Origin of the sequence: Phytomonospora endophytica, from assembly GCF_014202425.1 — a bacterium.
Taxonomy (GTDB): Bacteria; Actinomycetota; Actinomycetes; order Mycobacteriales; family Micromonosporaceae; genus Phytomonospora; species Phytomonospora endophytica.
The window spans coordinates 139511-155728 of sequence record NZ_JACHGT010000016.1; the positions used below are offsets into that span (position 1 = coordinate 139511).

Sequence of the window (16218 nt, forward strand, 5' to 3'; positions counted from 1 at the left end):
CCTCAGCCCGCCGCCTCCACCACCGCGCGCAGGATCTCGCCGTTCTCCGGCGATCCGCCGCCACCGCCGGCACTGAAACGGTTGCGCAGGTAGCTGTACCCGACGCCGCTGCGCGGGTCGGCCAGCGAGTAGGACCCGGTCGCGCCGGAATGCCCGAAGGCGTCGGGCCCGACGGCGGTGTATCGCGCGGCGACCGCCTCGAAGCCGAGACCGAAGTGGTCGGGCTGGCCGGTGACCAGATCTGTTCCGGTCATGGAGATCCCGGCGAACTCCGCGATGGTCTCGGGGCGGAGCAGCCGTTCGCGACCGTCCACTTCGGACAGTGTGGCGGCGTACATCCTGGCCAGACCGCGGGCGTTGCCGACACCGCCGCTGGAGGTCGGGCCGCCCGCGTGCACGAGCCGGCTGTTGCCGTAGTCGACGAGGCTCGTCGGTTCGGGATGGTTGAGGTTGAAGGCGATCCCGGTCAGGCTCTGCGGATCCGGGCCCGCGGGCGGCGTCTCGCGCATCTCCTCGACGGGCACGAAACGCGCTTCGAGCTCCGACGGCAGGCCGAGGTGGTAGTCGAGGCCGTAGGGGACGCGGATCCGCTCCTCGTACCACTCCTGGATCGTGCGGCCCGTGACGCGGCGGATCACCTCGCCGGTGAGCGCCCCGATGACGTAGGCGTGGTAGCCGAAGCCCGTTCCCGGTTCCCAGTAGGGCTTCTGGCCCGCCAGACGGGCGGCGAGCGCGCGGTCGTCGGCGAGTTCGGCGACGGTGAAGCCGCCGTCGACGCCGATCAGCCCGGCGCGGTGGGCGATGAGTTCGCGGAAGGTGACGCGGCCCTTGCCTTCGGCGGCGAATTCGGGCCAGTGGCCGGCGACGGTCGCGTCGAGGTCGATGGCGCCGTCCTGGACGAGCAGGGCGGCGACGAGGTGGGCGGCGCCTTTGGCGGATGAGTAGTTGATGAAGAGGGAGTCGCCGTCGACGCCGGGGCCGGACCAGAGGTCGACGACGGGTTTCCCCTCGGCGTAGACCGCGAGCTGGGCGCCGAGGTCCTCTTCGGCGGTGACGGCGGTGGTGAACGCGTCGCGGACCTTCTCGTATCCGGCGGCTACGGTGCCGTGGACTTCGGTGGTGGTCATGGCGGCTCCTCGGCTCGGGACGGACACCGGTGGCCAACCTGGGGCCCCGGCCGGGGATTCCGGACTGTTCCTCAGGTCACGTCGCGGATGATCTTCTCCGACATCTCGGCCACTTCCGGCAGGTACGCCTGTGTGCGTGCGATCCGGGCGGCCAGTGCGGGCCCGTCGGGGACGCCCAGATCCTCGGCGAGGGCCTCGAAGGCGGGGAGGCGCCGGAGGTGATGTTCCGGGGCGTCGGCGGCGAGGATCTGGTGGCAGCGCGCGAAAGTGGCCGCGATCCAGAACACGGCCTCGCGGTGGTCGCCGCGGGCGACGAGTTCGCGGGAGGCGTCGATCGCGATGGGGCGGGCGGCGGCGCTGATGTCGCTGCTGAACGGGAAGGGTGTGCGGGAGACCGACGCGGCCGCGTCGAAGGTGACCGCGAGCGCGTCGACGTGCTCGGCGACCCGGGCGGCGGTCAGGGAGTCGGCGCCGAGCTGGGCGAGGAGTTCCTCGTAGCGGTCGCGCATCCCGTGCGCGGCCAGGGTTTCCCGCGCGGCGAGGTAGCGCAGCCGTACCGTCGGGTTGCGCAGGGCGGCGACGAGCAGGACGTGGCAGGTCACGCCCGTCGGGAACATCCACGGCATGAGCCGGTCGGCCAGTGGGGCGCCGACGTCGACCGCTCCGATTCCCCGGGCCACGGCTGTCGCGGCGGAGTCGCGGCGGGCGCGCACCGATTCCGGCGACGCGAAACGGGCCGCGACGAGGTCGCGCAACCGCGTCAGCCGTCCCGAGGGGTCGGCGAGGATCCCGTCGCGGCTGAAGGCGTGCGCGAGGTGGTACGAGGCCAGGACCGTTGCCGCGTCGGCGAAGTCGGCCGACGGCAGCCACGTCACCTCCAGCAGGACACCGTCGTGGGTGAACTTCCCGAGCTTGTGCTCGGGGAGGTCACCGTCGACCACGACCATGACGTCCACATCGGACCCGGTGCCAAGCGAAGCGCCGGCGTCGAGATAGGCCGCCGAACCGCTGAGGTAGGCGCCGGCGAACCCGTCGATCGTCCCGGCGTTGGCCGCGAGCCAGTCGCTCGCGGCCGCGCGTGCGTCCTCGATCCTCATCCGCGCAGCCTACGCATGACCTTTCCGAGCGCCTCGTCCTCGGTGAGTTCGCCGAGGGCTTCGGTGAGGGTGGTGTCGTAGGTGGTGCGGGCCTCGGCGTGGCGCCGGCGGCCGTCGTCGGTGAGGACGGTGTAGACGCCGCGGCGGTCGTCGGCGCACACGTCGCGGTAGGTGAATCCGGCGTCGTGCAGGCGGTTGACCAGTCGGGTCACCGAGCTCTGGTTGAGGCCGAGGGCGTCGGCGAGTTCCTGCATGCGCCGTTCGCCCTTGGGTGCGGGGGCGAGTTCGGCGAGGGCGCGGTACTCGGAAAGGCCGAGGCCGTGGCCGCGCTGGAGGGCGGTGGAGAGGCGTTGTTCGACGCGGGCGTGGACGGCGACCACGTCGCGCCAGAGTGCGGTGTCGTCGGTCATACGGGCCTCCCGGCTGCGGAAACGGCGGAAGCGCGGCCCCGCCTTGACACCAGGATACATGTACATACATACTCACTCCCGCAGTACGAAGTTGTATGTACATGTAATGAATGGAGGCCGTCGTGGCCTGGATCTACCTCCTCATCGCCGCCGTCTTCGAGGTCGTGTTCGCGCTCGGCACCAACGCCACCAACGGTTTCACCGAACTGTGGCCGTCGGTGCTGACGATCGTGGCGGCCTCGGGCGGCATCTTCTTCCTGAGCCTGGCACTGAAGACCCTCGACGTCGGCGTCGGCTACACCGTCTGGACCGGCATCGGCTCGGTCGGCACGGTCGTTTTCGGGACCGTCCTGTTCGACGAGCACATGAACGGCTGGAAGGCGCTGGCCTTCCTGCTCATCATCGGCGGAGTGCTCGGCCTGAAGCTCGCCGACAAGTTCACCACGACCACGGCCGCGCAGGCCTGAGCACCAAGGAGCCCGTCATGGCCTGGATCTACCTCTCCATCGCGATCGTCTTCGAGATCGCCTTCGCCCTGGGAACCAACGCCACCAAGGGGTTCACGCGCCTGTGGCCCTCGGTGTTCACCATCGTGTCGGCCGCGGCCGGCGTGTTCACCCTCAGCCTCGCCTTGAAGACCCTCGACGTCGGCGTCGGCTACACGATCTGGACCGGTATCGGCTCGGTCGGCACGGTTCTGCTGGGAGCCTTGATCTACAAGGAGCGGATCACCGTCGCGAAGGTGGTCTCGTTCCTGTCCATCGTGGGCGGCGTGGTCGTGCTGCGACTGGCCGCGTGAAGCCTCGCGCCCGGCCGGAGAACGGCCGGGCGCCCGTCACAGCAGGGGAACCCGCCAGATCAGTCGGCAGCCAGAGGGCTCGACGTTCTCCGTGGTGAACACACCACCGAGTCTGCGGGCGCGCTCGGCAAGGTTGAGCAAACCACCGCGCGGCATGTTCTCGCCGAGCCCGCAGCCGTCGTCGGCGACGATCAGCTCGACCGACTCACCGTCGGCGACCACGGTCACATCCACAGTGGAGGCTCCGGCGTGGCGGGCGATGTTCGACAGCGCCTCACGCAGGGCCGCCAGCAACTCGGGCCGCACGACCGGCGGCACGGCGCTGTCCACCGGGCCCGACAAGGTGACCGACGGCCGGAAGCCGAGACTGTCGCAGGCGGCCTCGACGGCGGTGTGCACGCCGAGCCGTAGATCCCCGACACTGCCACCGTGCAGGGCGTAGATGCTGGCGCGGATGTCGCGGATGGTCGCGTCGATGTTGTCCACGGCGGCGTTGATGCGGTCGACGACCACCGGCCGCGAGGTCATGTGCACGACGTTCTGCAGGTGCAGCCCGGTCGCGAAGAGCCGCTGGATCACCACGTCGTGCAGGTCGCGGGCGATCCGGTCGCGGTCTTCGAGGACCGCCAGCTGCGCCCGGTCGCGTTGCGCGCGACTGCGGTCCAGCGCCAGGGCGGCCTGTCCCGCGAAGGACTCCAGCAACCCGATCTCGGCCGAGGAGTAGTTCACCGACACCGAGCGGTCCGTCCCGACGACGAGCGCCCCGTACGCGGTCTCACTGGTGGCCAGGGGGACCAGCAGCGCCCGGCCGGTGCCGACCGGGTTGGGCCACGCCGCCGAGATCCCCAGATCCTCGACCTGCGTGGGCTTCCGGCCGACGATGACCGCGCCGAGCGCGTCGTCGGTCAGCGGCACCCGGTCGCCCGCGACCGGCAGATCCCCTTCGGCGGTCAGCGCGACCTCGACGACGACTTCGCTCATGTCGCCCGGGTCGCGCACCAGGACCATGGCCAGGGCGGCGTTCGAGGTCTCCATCGCGCGCTGCGCGACGAGCCGCAGCGCGTCCTCCTGGTCGATCGAGCCGATCACCGCGTCGGTGATCTCGGCGGCCGCCTCCAGCCAGCGCAGCCGCCGGCGGCTGACGTCGTAGAGGCGCGCGTTCTCGATCGCGATGCCCGCCGCCGAGGCCAAGGCGACCACGACCCGCTCATCGTCCTCGCTGAACTCCTCCGCGCTCAGCTTTTCGGTGAGGTACAAAGTCCCGAAGTCGCGTTCGCGGATGCTCACCGGCACGCCGAGGAAGGTCCGCATCGGCGGATGGTGGTCCGGGAAACCGAAGGACTTGGGGTGCGCGCGGAGTTCGGCCAGCCGCAGCGGCTGCGGTTCGTCGATGAGCAGACCGAGGATCCCGCGTCCACAAGGGAGCGCACCGATCTGCTCCCGCTTCTCCTTGCTGACGCCGTGAGTGTGGAAGGCGACCAGCTTCCGGTCATGGCCGACGACCCCGAGCGCGCCGTACTTCGCGTCGACGAGTTTGCAGGCCGCGGTCACTATCCGGTCGAGGACGGCGGGAAGCTCCAGGTCACTGCCGATACTGACCACGGCGTCCAGCAGGCCGCCGAGGCGCTCGCGCCCGATCGTGATGTCCCGGACGCGAGTGAGGAGCTCTTCGAGGAGAGCGTCGAGCTGGACCTGTCCCAGTGGAGGAAAGTCGAGACCTGGCCAGCGCGAAGGGATCGGTGTGTGCTCGGCCACGCTTCGATGTTACGGAGAATGAGGGCCCCATGCCAGTGGCGTGATGATCACCAGGCGTGGTCGATGACGGACCCGGGCGTCCACTCAAGACATTCGGCCCGGCTGTTCAGGACGAATGGACCTCCCCGCTGCACTGTTATCGAGGGATTCTTTGAGTCAGGAAGTGTTCATCAGAACCACCTCCGAAGACTCTGCCCACTACGCCCGTCATCGGCCGATGGCGGTCCGTGCCCGCGATCTTGCGGGGAGCGGAGGTGTGGTCCCTCTACCGTGCCGGGGTAGAGGGGCCACACCGCGTTGCAGGGTCTTTTCGCCGCGCGGCCCCTTTCAGGCCGGCTCGCCGGGCCAGACCCACTCGCTGATCTCCGGAGCGTCCTCCCCGAACTCGCGCGTGTACTCCCGTGCCCGCTGCCGCGCGTCGAACATCCGCTGCCGCAGCGCGGCCTCCTTCACCGCCAGACCCGGGACCCGGTCGATGACGTCCATGACGAGGTGGAAACGATCGAGGTCGTTGAGCATCACCATGTCGAAGGGCGTGGTCGTGGTGCCCTCCTCCTTGTAACCGCGCACGTGGATGTTGTCGTGGTTGGTGCGCCGGTAGGTCAGGCGGTGGATCAGCCACGGATAACCGTGATAGGCGAAGATGACCGTCTTGCCGGTGGTGAACAGCGCGTCGAACTCCCTTGAGGACAGTCCGTGCGGATGCTCCTTCTCGTCCTGGAGGCGCATGAGGTCGACGACGTTGACGACCCGGACCTTGAGCTCCGGCAGGTGTTCCCGCAACAGTGCGACCGCCGCGAGCGTTTCGAGGGTGGGGACGTCGCCGGCGCAGGCCATGACCACGTCGGGCTCACCGTCGTCGTTGGAGGCGAACTCCCAGATCCCGATCCCGCGACGGCAGTGCGCGTCCGCCTCGGCCGGCGACAGCCACACCGGCTGCGGCTGCTTCCCCGCCACGACCACGTTCACATAGTGCCTGCTGGCCAGACAGTGGTTCATCGTCGACAGCAGCGTGTTGACATCCGGCGGCAGGTAGACGCGGATGACCTCGGCCTTCTTGTTCACGACGTGGTCGATGAAACCGGGATCCTGATGGCTGAAACCGTTGTGGTCCTGGCGCCAGACATGGCTCGACAGCAGGTAGTTCAGCGACGCGATCGGCCGCCGCCACGGAATGTCCCTTGTGGTCTTGAGCCACTTGGCGTGCTGGTTGAACATCGAGTCGACGATGTGGATGAAGGCCTCGTAGGACGTGAACAGGCCGTGCCTGCCGGTGAGGAGGTATCCCTCCAGCCAGCCCTGGCACAGGTGCTCCGACAACACCTCCATGACACGGCCGTCAGGCGCGAGGTGGTCGTCGCCGGGCTCGATGTCGGCAACGAACGCCCGGTCGGTGACCTCGAAGACCGCGTCGAGCCGGTTCGAGGCGACCTCGTCGGGACCGAACAGGCGGAACCTGTCGGCGTTGGCGCGCATGACCTCCCGCAGCCACCTGCCGAGGACGCGCGTGGACTCGGCGTTCACCGACCCGGGTGCCGGGCAGTCCACGCCGAACGGCCGGTAATCGGGCAGCGACAAGGGTTTGAGCAGCTCACCACCGTTGGCGTGCGGGTTGGCGCTCATCCGCCGCTCCCCCGCGGGCGCGGCCAGGATGATCGTCTCAACCGGGGCGCCGTCGCCGTCGAACAGCTCCTCGGGCCGGTACGAACGCAACCAGGTCTCCAGCTGCGCCAGGTGGGCGGGGTTGGTCCGCACCCCCGACAGCGGGACCTGGTGCGCCCGATACGTTCCCTCGACCTGCACACCATCCACTTTCGACGGTCCCGTCCAGCCTTTCGGCGTCCGCAGCACGATCATCGGCCAGCGCGGCCGGGTCACCCGCGAGGACGTGCGCGCGTGGTGCTGGATCACGTTGATGTGGTCCAGACACAGATCCAGCACCGACGCCAGCCGCCGGTGCACCCGCGCGTGATCGTCGTCGGGATCGGCGTGCACCAGATGCGGTTCGTAGCCGTAGCCCCGCATCAGGCTGAGCAGATCCTGCTCCGGGATCCGCGCCAGCAGCGTCGGATTGGCGATCTTGTAGCCGTTGAGATGCAGGACCGGCAGCACCGCTCCATCACGCGCCGGGTTGAGCAGCGTGTTCGACAACCAGCTCGCCGCGAGGGGACCGGTCTCGGCCTCACCGTCACCGATGACGCACAGCGCGAGGAGGTCGGGATTGTCGTACACGGCACCGTAGGCGTGCGCGAGGGAGTAGCCGAGCTCGCCGCCCTCGTGGATGGATCCGGGGACCTCCGGCGCGACATGGCTCGGGATCCCGCCCGGGAAACTGAACTGCCGGAACAGTTTGCGCATGCCGCCCAGGTCGCGGGTGATCGACGGATACCGCTCGGTATAGGTCCCTTCGAGCCACGTGTTCGCCACGAGGGCCGGGCCGCCGTGCCCGGGACCGGCGATGTAGATGGCGTTGAGATCGCGGACACGGATCGTGCGGTTGAGGTGCGCGTAGAGCAGATTCAGTCCCGGCGAGGTGCCCCAGTGGCCGAGCAGGCGGGGCTTGATGTGCTCCGGCCGCAGCGGTTCGCGCAGGAGCGGGTTGTCGAGGAGGTAGATCTGCCCGACCGTCAGGTAGTTCGCCGCGCGCCAGAGCGTCTCGACGCGGGCGAGCTCGTCGGGGGCGAGGGCGGCCTGGGCGATGGTCTCGGTGCTCGTCATGCCGTCACTGTGGCCCGGATCGGGCCGCGCGCGTGGCGATATCGGGCAATCGACGCGGTGAACGTATCGCCGATATTAGGTGATCTTGGGTTCTTTCGGATAGTTTGTCGCTGTTCGCGGATTCCCGAGCTCCGCGGGCTGAGGGGGATTCGTCATGGCCTGGAAGCGTCTGCTCCGGCTGGCCGCGCTCGCGCTCGTCGGCGGACTGGTCCTGGGGATGGTGACGGGGGTGCTGACCGCGAAGGCGGCCGAGGTGCCGGGAGGGCAGTGCGTGTCGGGCCGGTGCTAGCTCTTGTCGATGACGCAGAAGCGGTTGCCCTCGGTGTCGGCGAGGACGGTGAAGTCGGCGTCGGCGGGATAGAGGTCCCAGTCGGCGCGGACGGCGCCGAGGGCCAGGAGGCGCTCGATGTCGGCCTCGGGCTCGGCCGAGTAGAGGTCGAGGTGGATGCGCGGGTGTTCCTGGACCGGCGTGCCGGACAGGCCGACGGCGATGGCGGTTCCGTGGCCGGTCGCGGGGACGAGGACGGCCCAGTCCTCGGCGATGACGTCGCGGGGGACGAGGTTCAGCGCGGCGCACCAGAACGCGGCGGCGCGCGGGACGTCGGTGACGCCCAGGACGACGGTTCCGACCGTGAGCATGTCCCTGAGTCTCGCAGAAACCTGAGAAGCTTTATGGCTCAACGGGGATCTCGATGTCCATATGCGAGCCCCATGTTGCGTGTTGTCGTACCAAGCGGGCAAGATTCGACATTGTGGGACTCCTTCAGCGGCTCTTCGGGCGTCCGGCGGACGAACCGGCCGACGGCGCGGACGCCGTCGCCGACACGACCGACGCGCCCGAAGCGAGCCCAGACGAATCCACGGACCGGCCCGCGCCGGACGGTGGTGTGCTCGGTGACGCCGCGCCGCTGCCCGAGGTGCCGGAGGTGCCCGTCACGGCCTCACCCGATCCTTCACCCGAGCCCGGCGAGGTGCCCGAACCCGTCGCCGAGGCTCCGCACGACACTTCCGCCGACGACTCCCCCGGCGACACCGCCGAACCCGAGACCGAACCGGAGCAGCCGGTGCTCTTCGTGACCGCGACCTCGACCGACACCGACGAGGCGCCCCTGGCGACGGTCCTGCCGTTCCGCGGCGGCGCCGTTGCCGAGGAGCCGCCGTCGGCGCCCGAGGCCGCAGAGGAGCGCGAGGAGCAGCCGAAAACGCCGGAGTTCCCCGACCTGTTCACGCCCTCGCGGCCCCGTCGGGAACTGCTGACGCTCGACCCGCCGGCGGCTCCCGAGCCGGAGCCCGCCGAGGAGGCGGTCGTCGAGGACCTGCCGATCGACGCCTCCGGGTCGCCGCGGGCGGCACTGCGGTCGGCGGGTGTCGCCGTGCCGCACATGCAGCTGGTGACGACGCGCGGGTCGGCGCGGCTGTGGGCCTTCCCCGTCGCCGAGCAGGAGGCCCTCGGCTGGTGGCTGGAGATCCGGCGCGTGCACGACCGCACCGGCTGGCTGCCGGTGCTCCTCGGGCCCGCCGACGGCTGGCTCGACGACGCCGAGAGCGTCCTGCACGAAGGCGACGACGAGCTCGGGCGGCTGTCCGAAGTGGACGTCGAGGAGCTGTTGCGCGTCAAGGCCGCCGAGGCCGGTGAGCCGCCCCGTGGCGTCGCGACGCTGCCGACGCGCGGCGACTCGACCTTCACGGTCGCCAAGGCCCCGGGCCTGCTGGGGCTCGTACAGGCCGACCACGGCTGGCAGATCCCGGCCCTGCTGCCCTGGGCGGGGTCGACGAACTGGGAGATCTTCGGCGCCGAGCACGCCGCCGTCCTGCGCCGCTGGGACGAGCGCGTCGACGTCGAGGTCGTCGCGATGTCGTGGGACGTGCTGGAGCTCTACGTCGCCGAGCCGCCCGCCGAGACGGCCGATGCCGTCGAACTGGCGCAGGAGGTGTACGCGTACTGCCCGGACCTGCTGGCGGCCGGTGTGCCGACGCTGGACGACCTGGCGGTGCACATGGTGAAGAGCAAGGCGTGGTACTTCAGGTGGAACGACTGACCTTCGCGACGGGTCTCGGATTCGTGGTGGGGGTTTGTGGCGGGGGTTTGTGGAGTGCGCGCCTGACGTGGGGCCGGACCGCCGGTGGGTGGCGGGCGCTCGTGGGTGGCGAACGCCGGTGAGTGCCACATGCCGATCGGTGGCGGGCGCTCGTGGATGGCGGGCGCTCGTCGGTGGCGAGCGCCGCTGAGTCGCGACGCCCATGGATGCCGATCGGTGCCGAACGCCGGTGAGCGCCAAACGCCCATCGGCGGCGGATGGCCGTCGGCGCCCTCGTCTAGAGCTCCCAGATCCGCGGCGGCCGCGCCTTCGCGCCCTCCGAGCACCAGCCGACGCCACGCGCGCCGGTGAGCCAGCGCCCGCCGCCGAGAGGCAGCGGGAGGCCTTCGAGCGGCTTCGGGTACCTGATCGTGCGCAGATGCATCGACGGCAGATCGACGAGCCAGTGGTGGTTCCGTCCGGCGAGTTCGTCGTTCTCGTCGGTGACCGCCAACGCGCTGTCGGCGTTGAGGAAGACCGCGTGGCACTGCCAGCGCGTCGGGCCGTCGCCGGCTCCCGACGGGCGCCGGAGCGCGGGCGGCTCGACCGTGCCGAGCACCTCGCCGTCGGCGAGGTCGTGCACGGCGAGCGAGTCGCGGTCATCGGTGTTGGTGAGGTATCTGGCCTCGTCGACGTCGAGGAGCAGGCGCTCGGTGTAGTCCGGCTCGACCGTCAGGACCGAGCCGTCGAAGGCGCCCCACAGGAGCGGCGGTCCGGAGCGTTCGGCGACGGAGAGGACCATCCGGCCGGGCGCGGGATGCCGTAGCTGCTGCGATCCGTACGACCGGGTCCCGGTGTCGGCGCGGGCGGAGACCTCGCCGGTGGCGGCGTCGAGGACGAGCCATTCCTCATGCTCGACGTCGGTGAGAGCGAGCGCCCACACGAAGCGGCCGTCGGCGCTGAAGGCGGCCGAGCCGGCACCGTTGTGGCCGTGGTCGCGGTCGCCTTCGTACTCGGCGGCATCGAGGTGACGCTTCCCGCAGCCGCGTACCCAGCAGGCGTGCCGGTGCTCCCAGCGCGTCCGGCTGGCGGCGTCGACGGCTCGGACCGCGTGCTGCCCGGGGAAGACGGCGAGGTCGAGTGTCGGCGACACCGCGGCGATCCCACGCCACGGCACGGAGAACCGCACCGGCTCGGAGGTTCCGGCGATGAGCGCGTCGACGTCGTGGACGGCGAGGACCGTCGAGGTCTGCGTGGTGAGACGGCGGGCGCCGTCGATGTCGACGGCCGTCGCGACCCAGGCCCACTCGGTGAAGGCGGGGAGGGTGGCGACTCGGCGCGGCGTGACGAACTCCATGCCGGGGAAGCCTAGGCGTGAAAACGCGCCGCCGAGGCGACGCTCAAGGTCGGCTCAAGTTCGCCTTCGGATCGAGCCGCCGGGCACGCCCGTTCCACGTGAAACACCCCGCTCACACCGTTTCACGTGAAACACCGCATCGCTTCCGCATCGCCAGCGCATACGCCCGCCCCATCCCCGCTCTCGCTCTGCCAAGATCGGCCGTCGGCGATCGGGCGCACCGGCGCGCCCCCACGTCGCCGATCCCCTCATTTGCCCTGGAGGCAACCACATGCCCACCGCAGACTCCGGTCGCGACGGCCGCCTCAGCCGTCGTTCACTCGCGCTAGGCGCACTCGGCGCGGCCGGTGCCGCGACCACCGCGACGGTCGTCGCCTCGACGCCCGCCGTCGCCGCCGAGACCCTCGCCGGCGAGACCTGGGAGGTCGTGACCGAAGGGTTCAACGACGCCGCCGTCGCCGCGGCGATGGCGCGGGTCCTCGCGACGCGCAGCGGCAACGCCGTTCGCGCGAAGTTGATCCTCCCGCCGGGGAACTACGCGCTCACCAAACCACTGCTGGCCCACGACGCGAACTTCCCGACGAACTCGCTCGAAGGCCTGTCCATCCAGGGGATGGGCATCCGCAGCACCACCATCAACTGGAACGACACCGGCACCGCACCCTTCATCACCGCTTCGCGGCCGCGCCTGCGCTTCCTGCACATGAGCGGCTTCACGGCCGCGTCGACAAACGCGGCCAACGAGTTCGCCTACCTGGTGTCGGACACCAGCGGCGGTTACAACCAGGGCTGGCTGATCCAGGACGTCGAGTTCAACGGGTCCTGGCTGCGCGTCTTCGGTCTCGACGGCGGCGCCACCGCCAACCTGAACTCCGAGTTCGTCCTCGAACGCGTCTTCACCACGACGAACTCGGTCTTCGCCGACGCGTTCTTCCGCTGCGGCGGCGTCCGTCTCGGCGACCACAACCAGCAGAACCAGTTCCTGAACTACTGGATCAAGGACTGCTGCCTGACCCTGTCGAAGGGGACGGTGTTCACCTTCCCGCGCGGCGGCAGCATCCGCGTGCAGAACGGTTCGTGGAGCGCGGCCAACGCCACCGACGGCCCGATCACCTGGTTCCACATGCCGGCCGCCAACAGCAACAACCACGCGGCCATGCAGCTGACGGTCCGCGACGTGAAGTTCGAGCCGAAGGCGGCCAACCACAAGATCATCGACTGCGCCTGGAGCGGTGGTTCGGTGCTCTTCGACAACTGCAACGACCACGGTTCCATCCAGAACACCGCCAGCAAGGGCTACAACCTGCACCGCTATGTCGGCGCCAACCCGTGGGGCTTCGGCGGCTGCATGCCGAGCGTGCGGTACCAGCAGTGCCAGCTGACGGGGTTCCACCAGTACGAGGGCGCGGCCGTCAAACGCGGTGGTGTCGTCTACGACGGTTCGTACTTCTACCGCGGCGACAACGGCAACATGGCCAACGCCACGACCGGCACCGACGCCGCCCTCCGCTGGACGAGCGGCGCCCCGCGCTACCGCTTCCGCGAGTGCTACAACGTGGTCGACGAAACGAACTGGGCGTAAGTCGCAGCGGCGACACGGAAGGGGCGCGGCCCGTTTCACGTGAAACGGGCGGCATTGGAGTGTTTCACACGGAACGGCCGTCTAGGCGGTGTTTCACGTGAAACATGCGGCTCGGTGGTGTTTCACGTGAAACATCACGCCTGACGGGCCGACTTCGAGCTCGCGACGGCGACTCCGGCGAGGCGTCCGGACGGACCGAGCCGCCGCCCGCACCTCGCGTTCGGCACGGCGACGTACTCGCGCGCGGCTCTCCGAGCACGACGGCGGCCGGTCCCGATGGCATCGGCCGCCTCGGCGTCCACGCCTGCATCAGCGCGCAGGACCGAGAACCCGTCCGGCCGCTCCGGCCCGGCATCCGGTCTGCTCGAAGGGCCCGAAGACCAGCAGGACCGCGTAAGCACGACTCGCTCCCAGCCGGGTCCGTCCGAGCGTGAACGGTCCGACGCTTGGCCCGAACGCTGCTCGGCAGGGCCCGGCTCGATGGACTCGACGTCGAAGACCACCCCGTACGCTCGCCTCTTGCTTGGTCAACGGCCTGGCGACTCCCGCGACAGGCCGGGGTCGCGCTCGGCGTGCGCGTCGAACTCCTCGTGGACGCGGCACAGCTCGCGGGTCGGTCGAACCGGCGAACCCGGCCAGCCGGTTCAGGCGGGGTGGAAGCACGAAGAGGCCGGACTGGCCGGTCGCGGTCCCGAGCGGGCCACGAGCGGCGAGCGCCGATGCGAGCCCGTTCGTCACGACCGAAAGCAAGGCCGTCCCCGCCAAGAGCAAGGCCGTCCCCGCCGAAAGCGAGACCGTCGCGCCCGCTACCTGCCGTACCGCTCGGCCATCGCGGCGAAGAGCGCCTTGCGCTCCCATTCGCTCTCCTCGGTCAGCATCCGGACGACGCCGTACGAGCCGAGGTCGGCCTCCCCGACCCGGCCGAACCCGGCGAAGGTGAACCACAGGGCGGTGTCGACGCCTTGTGCCTCGAAGACGTCGAGGAGTTCGGTGAAGTAGCGGACCTGCTCGCCCTCGTCGGCGACGGCGTCGGCCGGCGCCTGCCACGCCATGCCTCCGCGCGCACCGGCACCGGTGTAGGCGCAGGTGCCGTACTCCAGCACGGCGACGGGTTTCCCGTTCCGCCCCAGCGCGGCGATCTCCTCGGTGAAGGTCGCCTCGTTGTAGGCGGCGCGGTAGGCGTCGGCGCCGACGTAGTCGAAGGGCGTCCAGTCGATGAACTCCCAGGGCGCGGCGGCGTAGGTGACCGGCCCGGCGAAGTGCTCGCGGACCTTCGCGGCGACCCCGGCGACGTAGCCGTTGAGGCTCGTGATGATCGGGCCGAGGCCGTTCCACCACGCCTGGTCGGCGGTGGCGATGGTGTGCAGGCGCTCGCCGTAGGTGTCGCCGGGGATGAAGCCCGGCGCGAAGGCGCTGAACTCGCACCCGGCGACGAGGCGCACCGAAGCGCCGCCCGCGCGCAGTGTCTCGGCGCGGGCGGCGCAGTCGGCGAACAGGTCGAGCATCTCGTCGCGGGGCACGTCGACGGGGAACGGCGCGAACCAGATCTCCAGGCCGTGCTCGGCGGCGCGTTCGGCGGCGAAGCTCAGGCGGCCGGGGTCGCGACCGGAGATCCGCACGGCGTCGCAGTGCAGCTCTTCGGCGATGACCCGCAGGTCCCGCGCGACCACCTCGGGGGTGAAGCTGGCGCGGCTGCCGTCGCCGGGCAGGAAACCGGTGTCGTAGTTGATTCCTCGTGCGCGCATCCGTTGAGTTTCCCCGACGCGGTCACTCCTTCTCGTCGGCCTCGGCCCGGGCGACGGCGACGGGGCATTCGGCGTGGTGGATCAGCGCGTGGCTGACCGAACCGAACAGCAGTCCCCGGAAACCACCGCGACCGCGGCCGCCGACGGCGACCATCGAGGCCGTGCGCGACGCGTCGACGAGCGCCTCGGCGGGCTCCGCGCGCACGATCTCGGCGCTCACCGGGACCTGCTTCCCGCCGGTGTCGACCTCCAGCAGGGCCGTGTCGAGCAGTCGCTCGGCGGCGGCCAGCGCGTCGGCGCCCTCCTCGGGCGGGAAACCCTCGGGAAGCGCGTGGACGACCCGCACCGACGCGTTGCGCAGTGCGGCCTCGGCGACGGCGAAGCGCAGCGCCAGCCGGCCTTCCGGGGACCCGTCGACACCGACGACGATCGGGCCGCCCGGATCCTCACGCGGCACGTCGGGCCGCACGACCAGCACCGGGCACGTCGCGTGCGCGGTGACCTGCACGGCCGTCGAGCCGACGAGCAGGCCGGTGAAGCCACCGTGCCCGCGGTTTCCCACGACGATCAGGTCGGCGTCCTCGCCCTCGGTCAACAGGGCCTGCGCCGGGCTCGCGATCTCCATGTGCGTCGAGATCTCGATCTCCGGCGCGGCGAAGCGCGCCTTCTCCTCGGCGGCGCCCAAGATGACCTTCGCGGCCTCGCGCAGGTCCTCCCGGGGGACGCCCATCGCGGCCAGGTCCATCGGCGTGTCCACCATCGACCAGATCACCGCGTGCACGATCCGCAGGGGGATGCCCCTCAGCAGGGCCTCGTGCGCCGCGCACTCGATCGCGCGGGTCGAGGATTCCGAGCCGTCCGCACCAACGACAACCCGTCCGACCATGTTGATCACGCCCTTTCCACGTCCAATGTTTCACGTGAAACGGCGACTTGTCCCCGAAGTCGGTCCGCCGGGGACCTCAGCCCGACCGGCGTTCGCCGAGAAGCTTGGTGGCCAGGACCGCCGCCTGTGTGCGGCGTTCCAGGTCGAGCTTCGACAGCAGACTCGACACATAGTTCTTGACGGTCTTCTCCGCCAGGTACATGCGTTCGGCGATCTGCCGGTTGGTCAGACCCTCGGCGATGAGCTCGAAGATGCGCCGTTCCTGTTCAGTTAGGACGCGCAGCTCGGCCGGCTCCTCGGGACCCTTCCGGATCCTTTCGAGCACCCGCGAGGTGACCACGGGGTCGAGCATGGACCGTCCGCTGGCGACGATCCGTACGGCGTGGACCAGGTCCGTGCCGCGCACCTGCTTGAGTACATACCCAGCCGCGCCCGCCATAATCGCGGCGAAGAGGGCCTCGTCGTCCTCGTAGGACGTCAGGATCAGCGCCTGCACCGTCGGGTCGGCGGCGCGGACGTCGCGGCACACGTCGATGCCGCTGCCGTCGGGAAGTCTCGCGTCGAGGATCGCCACATCCGGGCGCAGGGCGGGGATCCGGCGGCGGGCCTCGTCGGCGAGCCCGGACTCGCCGACCACCTCGATGTCCTCTTCACGCTGCAGGAGCTCGCAGAGACCGCGGCGGACGACTTCGTGGTCATCGAGGAGGAAGACCCTAATCATGGT

General features: G+C 70.2%; 15 protein-coding genes. 5 read left to right on the forward strand and 10 right to left on the reverse strand.

Annotated elements, in window-relative coordinates; all coding sequences use genetic code 11:
* Positions 1 to 2 precede the first annotated feature (2 nt).
* The 3 genes from HNR73_RS30875 to HNR73_RS30885 form a co-directional block, all read right to left on the reverse strand.
* Positions 3 to 1127 carry a serine hydrolase domain-containing protein gene (locus HNR73_RS30875; RefSeq protein ID WP_184791211.1) on the reverse strand — a complete coding sequence of 375 codons (1125 nt, stop codon included), beginning with the start codon at positions 1125 to 1127 and terminating at the stop codon, positions 3 to 5.
* Between the two features lie 71 nt (positions 1128 to 1198).
* Complete coding sequence (locus HNR73_RS30880) at positions 1199 to 2224, reverse strand: hypothetical protein (protein WP_184791212.1); 1026 nt, start codon at positions 2222 to 2224, stop codon at positions 1199 to 1201.
* Entirely contained in the window at positions 2221 to 2634 is a 414-nt protein-coding gene (locus tag HNR73_RS30885) for a MarR family winged helix-turn-helix transcriptional regulator (protein WP_184791213.1), read from the reverse strand. The genes HNR73_RS30880 and HNR73_RS30885 overlap by 4 nt, the downstream gene beginning before the upstream one ends.
* A gap of 122 nt (positions 2635 to 2756) precedes the next feature.
* On the opposite strand from HNR73_RS30885, the gene HNR73_RS30890 reads away from it, so the two are divergent.
* Together HNR73_RS30890 and HNR73_RS30895 are read left to right on the forward strand one after the other, a co-directional pair.
* The gene (locus HNR73_RS30890) at positions 2757 to 3101 is read left to right on the forward strand and encodes a DMT family transporter (protein ID WP_184791214.1); all 345 of its coding nucleotides are present in this window, start codon (positions 2757 to 2759) and stop codon (positions 3099 to 3101) included.
* A gap of 17 nt (positions 3102 to 3118) precedes the next feature.
* Positions 3119 to 3433 carry a DMT family transporter gene (locus tag HNR73_RS30895; protein WP_184791215.1) on the forward strand — a complete coding sequence of 105 codons (315 nt, stop codon included), beginning with the start codon at positions 3119 to 3121 and terminating at the stop codon, positions 3431 to 3433.
* A 36-nt stretch (positions 3434 to 3469) separates the two neighbouring features.
* Here HNR73_RS30895 and HNR73_RS30900 read toward each other — a convergent pair whose 3' ends face one another.
* Both HNR73_RS30900 and HNR73_RS30905 read right to left on the reverse strand, forming a co-directional pair.
* Positions 3470 to 5188: a sensor histidine kinase gene (locus tag HNR73_RS30900; RefSeq protein WP_184791216.1), complete on the reverse strand. Its 1719-nt coding sequence runs from the start codon at positions 5186 to 5188 to the stop codon at positions 3470 to 3472.
* Positions 5189 to 5515: 327 nt separating this feature from the next.
* The gene (locus tag HNR73_RS30905) at positions 5516 to 7906 is read right to left on the reverse strand and encodes a phosphoketolase family protein (RefSeq protein WP_184791217.1); all 2391 of its coding nucleotides are present in this window, start codon (positions 7904 to 7906) and stop codon (positions 5516 to 5518) included.
* A gap of 154 nt (positions 7907 to 8060) precedes the next feature.
* Between HNR73_RS30905 and HNR73_RS40275 the strand changes: the two genes are divergently transcribed.
* Entirely contained in the window at positions 8061 to 8195 is a 135-nt protein-coding gene (locus HNR73_RS40275) for a hypothetical protein (protein ID WP_260337526.1), read from the forward strand.
* Here HNR73_RS40275 and HNR73_RS30910 read toward each other — a convergent pair.
* The gene (locus HNR73_RS30910) at positions 8192 to 8545 is read right to left on the reverse strand and encodes a VOC family protein (protein WP_184791218.1); all 354 of its coding nucleotides are present in this window, start codon (positions 8543 to 8545) and stop codon (positions 8192 to 8194) included. The two genes, HNR73_RS40275 and HNR73_RS30910, sit on opposite strands and share 4 nt — an antisense overlap.
* A 113-nt stretch (positions 8546 to 8658) precedes the next feature.
* Between HNR73_RS30910 and HNR73_RS40985 the strand changes: the two genes are divergently transcribed.
* On the forward strand, positions 8659 to 9945 hold the full coding sequence (locus tag HNR73_RS40985; protein WP_184791219.1) for a DUF4253 domain-containing protein: 1287 nt from the start codon (positions 8659 to 8661) through the stop codon (positions 9943 to 9945).
* A 277-nt stretch (positions 9946 to 10222) separates the two neighbouring features.
* On the opposite strand, the gene HNR73_RS30920 is transcribed toward HNR73_RS40985, so the two are convergent.
* Complete coding sequence (locus HNR73_RS30920; RefSeq protein WP_184791220.1) at positions 10223 to 11281, reverse strand: hypothetical protein; 1059 nt, start codon at positions 11279 to 11281, stop codon at positions 10223 to 10225.
* Between the two features lie 271 nt (positions 11282 to 11552).
* On the opposite strand from HNR73_RS30920, the gene HNR73_RS30925 reads away from it, so the two are divergent.
* Entirely contained in the window at positions 11553 to 12863 is a 1311-nt protein-coding gene (locus HNR73_RS30925; RefSeq protein WP_184791221.1) for a hypothetical protein, read from the forward strand.
* An 806-nt stretch (positions 12864 to 13669) separates the two neighbouring features.
* On the opposite strand, the gene HNR73_RS30930 is transcribed toward HNR73_RS30925, so the two are convergent.
* The 3 genes from HNR73_RS30930 to HNR73_RS30940 form a co-directional block, all read right to left on the reverse strand.
* Entirely contained in the window at positions 13670 to 14608 is a 939-nt protein-coding gene (locus HNR73_RS30930) for a glycoside hydrolase family 113 protein (RefSeq protein ID WP_184791222.1), read from the reverse strand.
* A 22-nt stretch (positions 14609 to 14630) separates the two neighbouring features.
* On the reverse strand, positions 14631 to 15494 hold the full coding sequence (locus HNR73_RS30935; RefSeq protein ID WP_239121950.1) for a universal stress protein: 864 nt from the start codon (positions 15492 to 15494) through the stop codon (positions 14631 to 14633).
* A 76-nt stretch (positions 15495 to 15570) separates the two neighbouring features.
* A complete protein-coding gene (locus HNR73_RS30940) occupies positions 15571 to 16215 on the reverse strand; it encodes a response regulator (RefSeq protein ID WP_184791223.1) in 645 nt (214 codons plus the stop codon).
* Positions 16216 to 16218 lie beyond the last annotated feature (3 nt).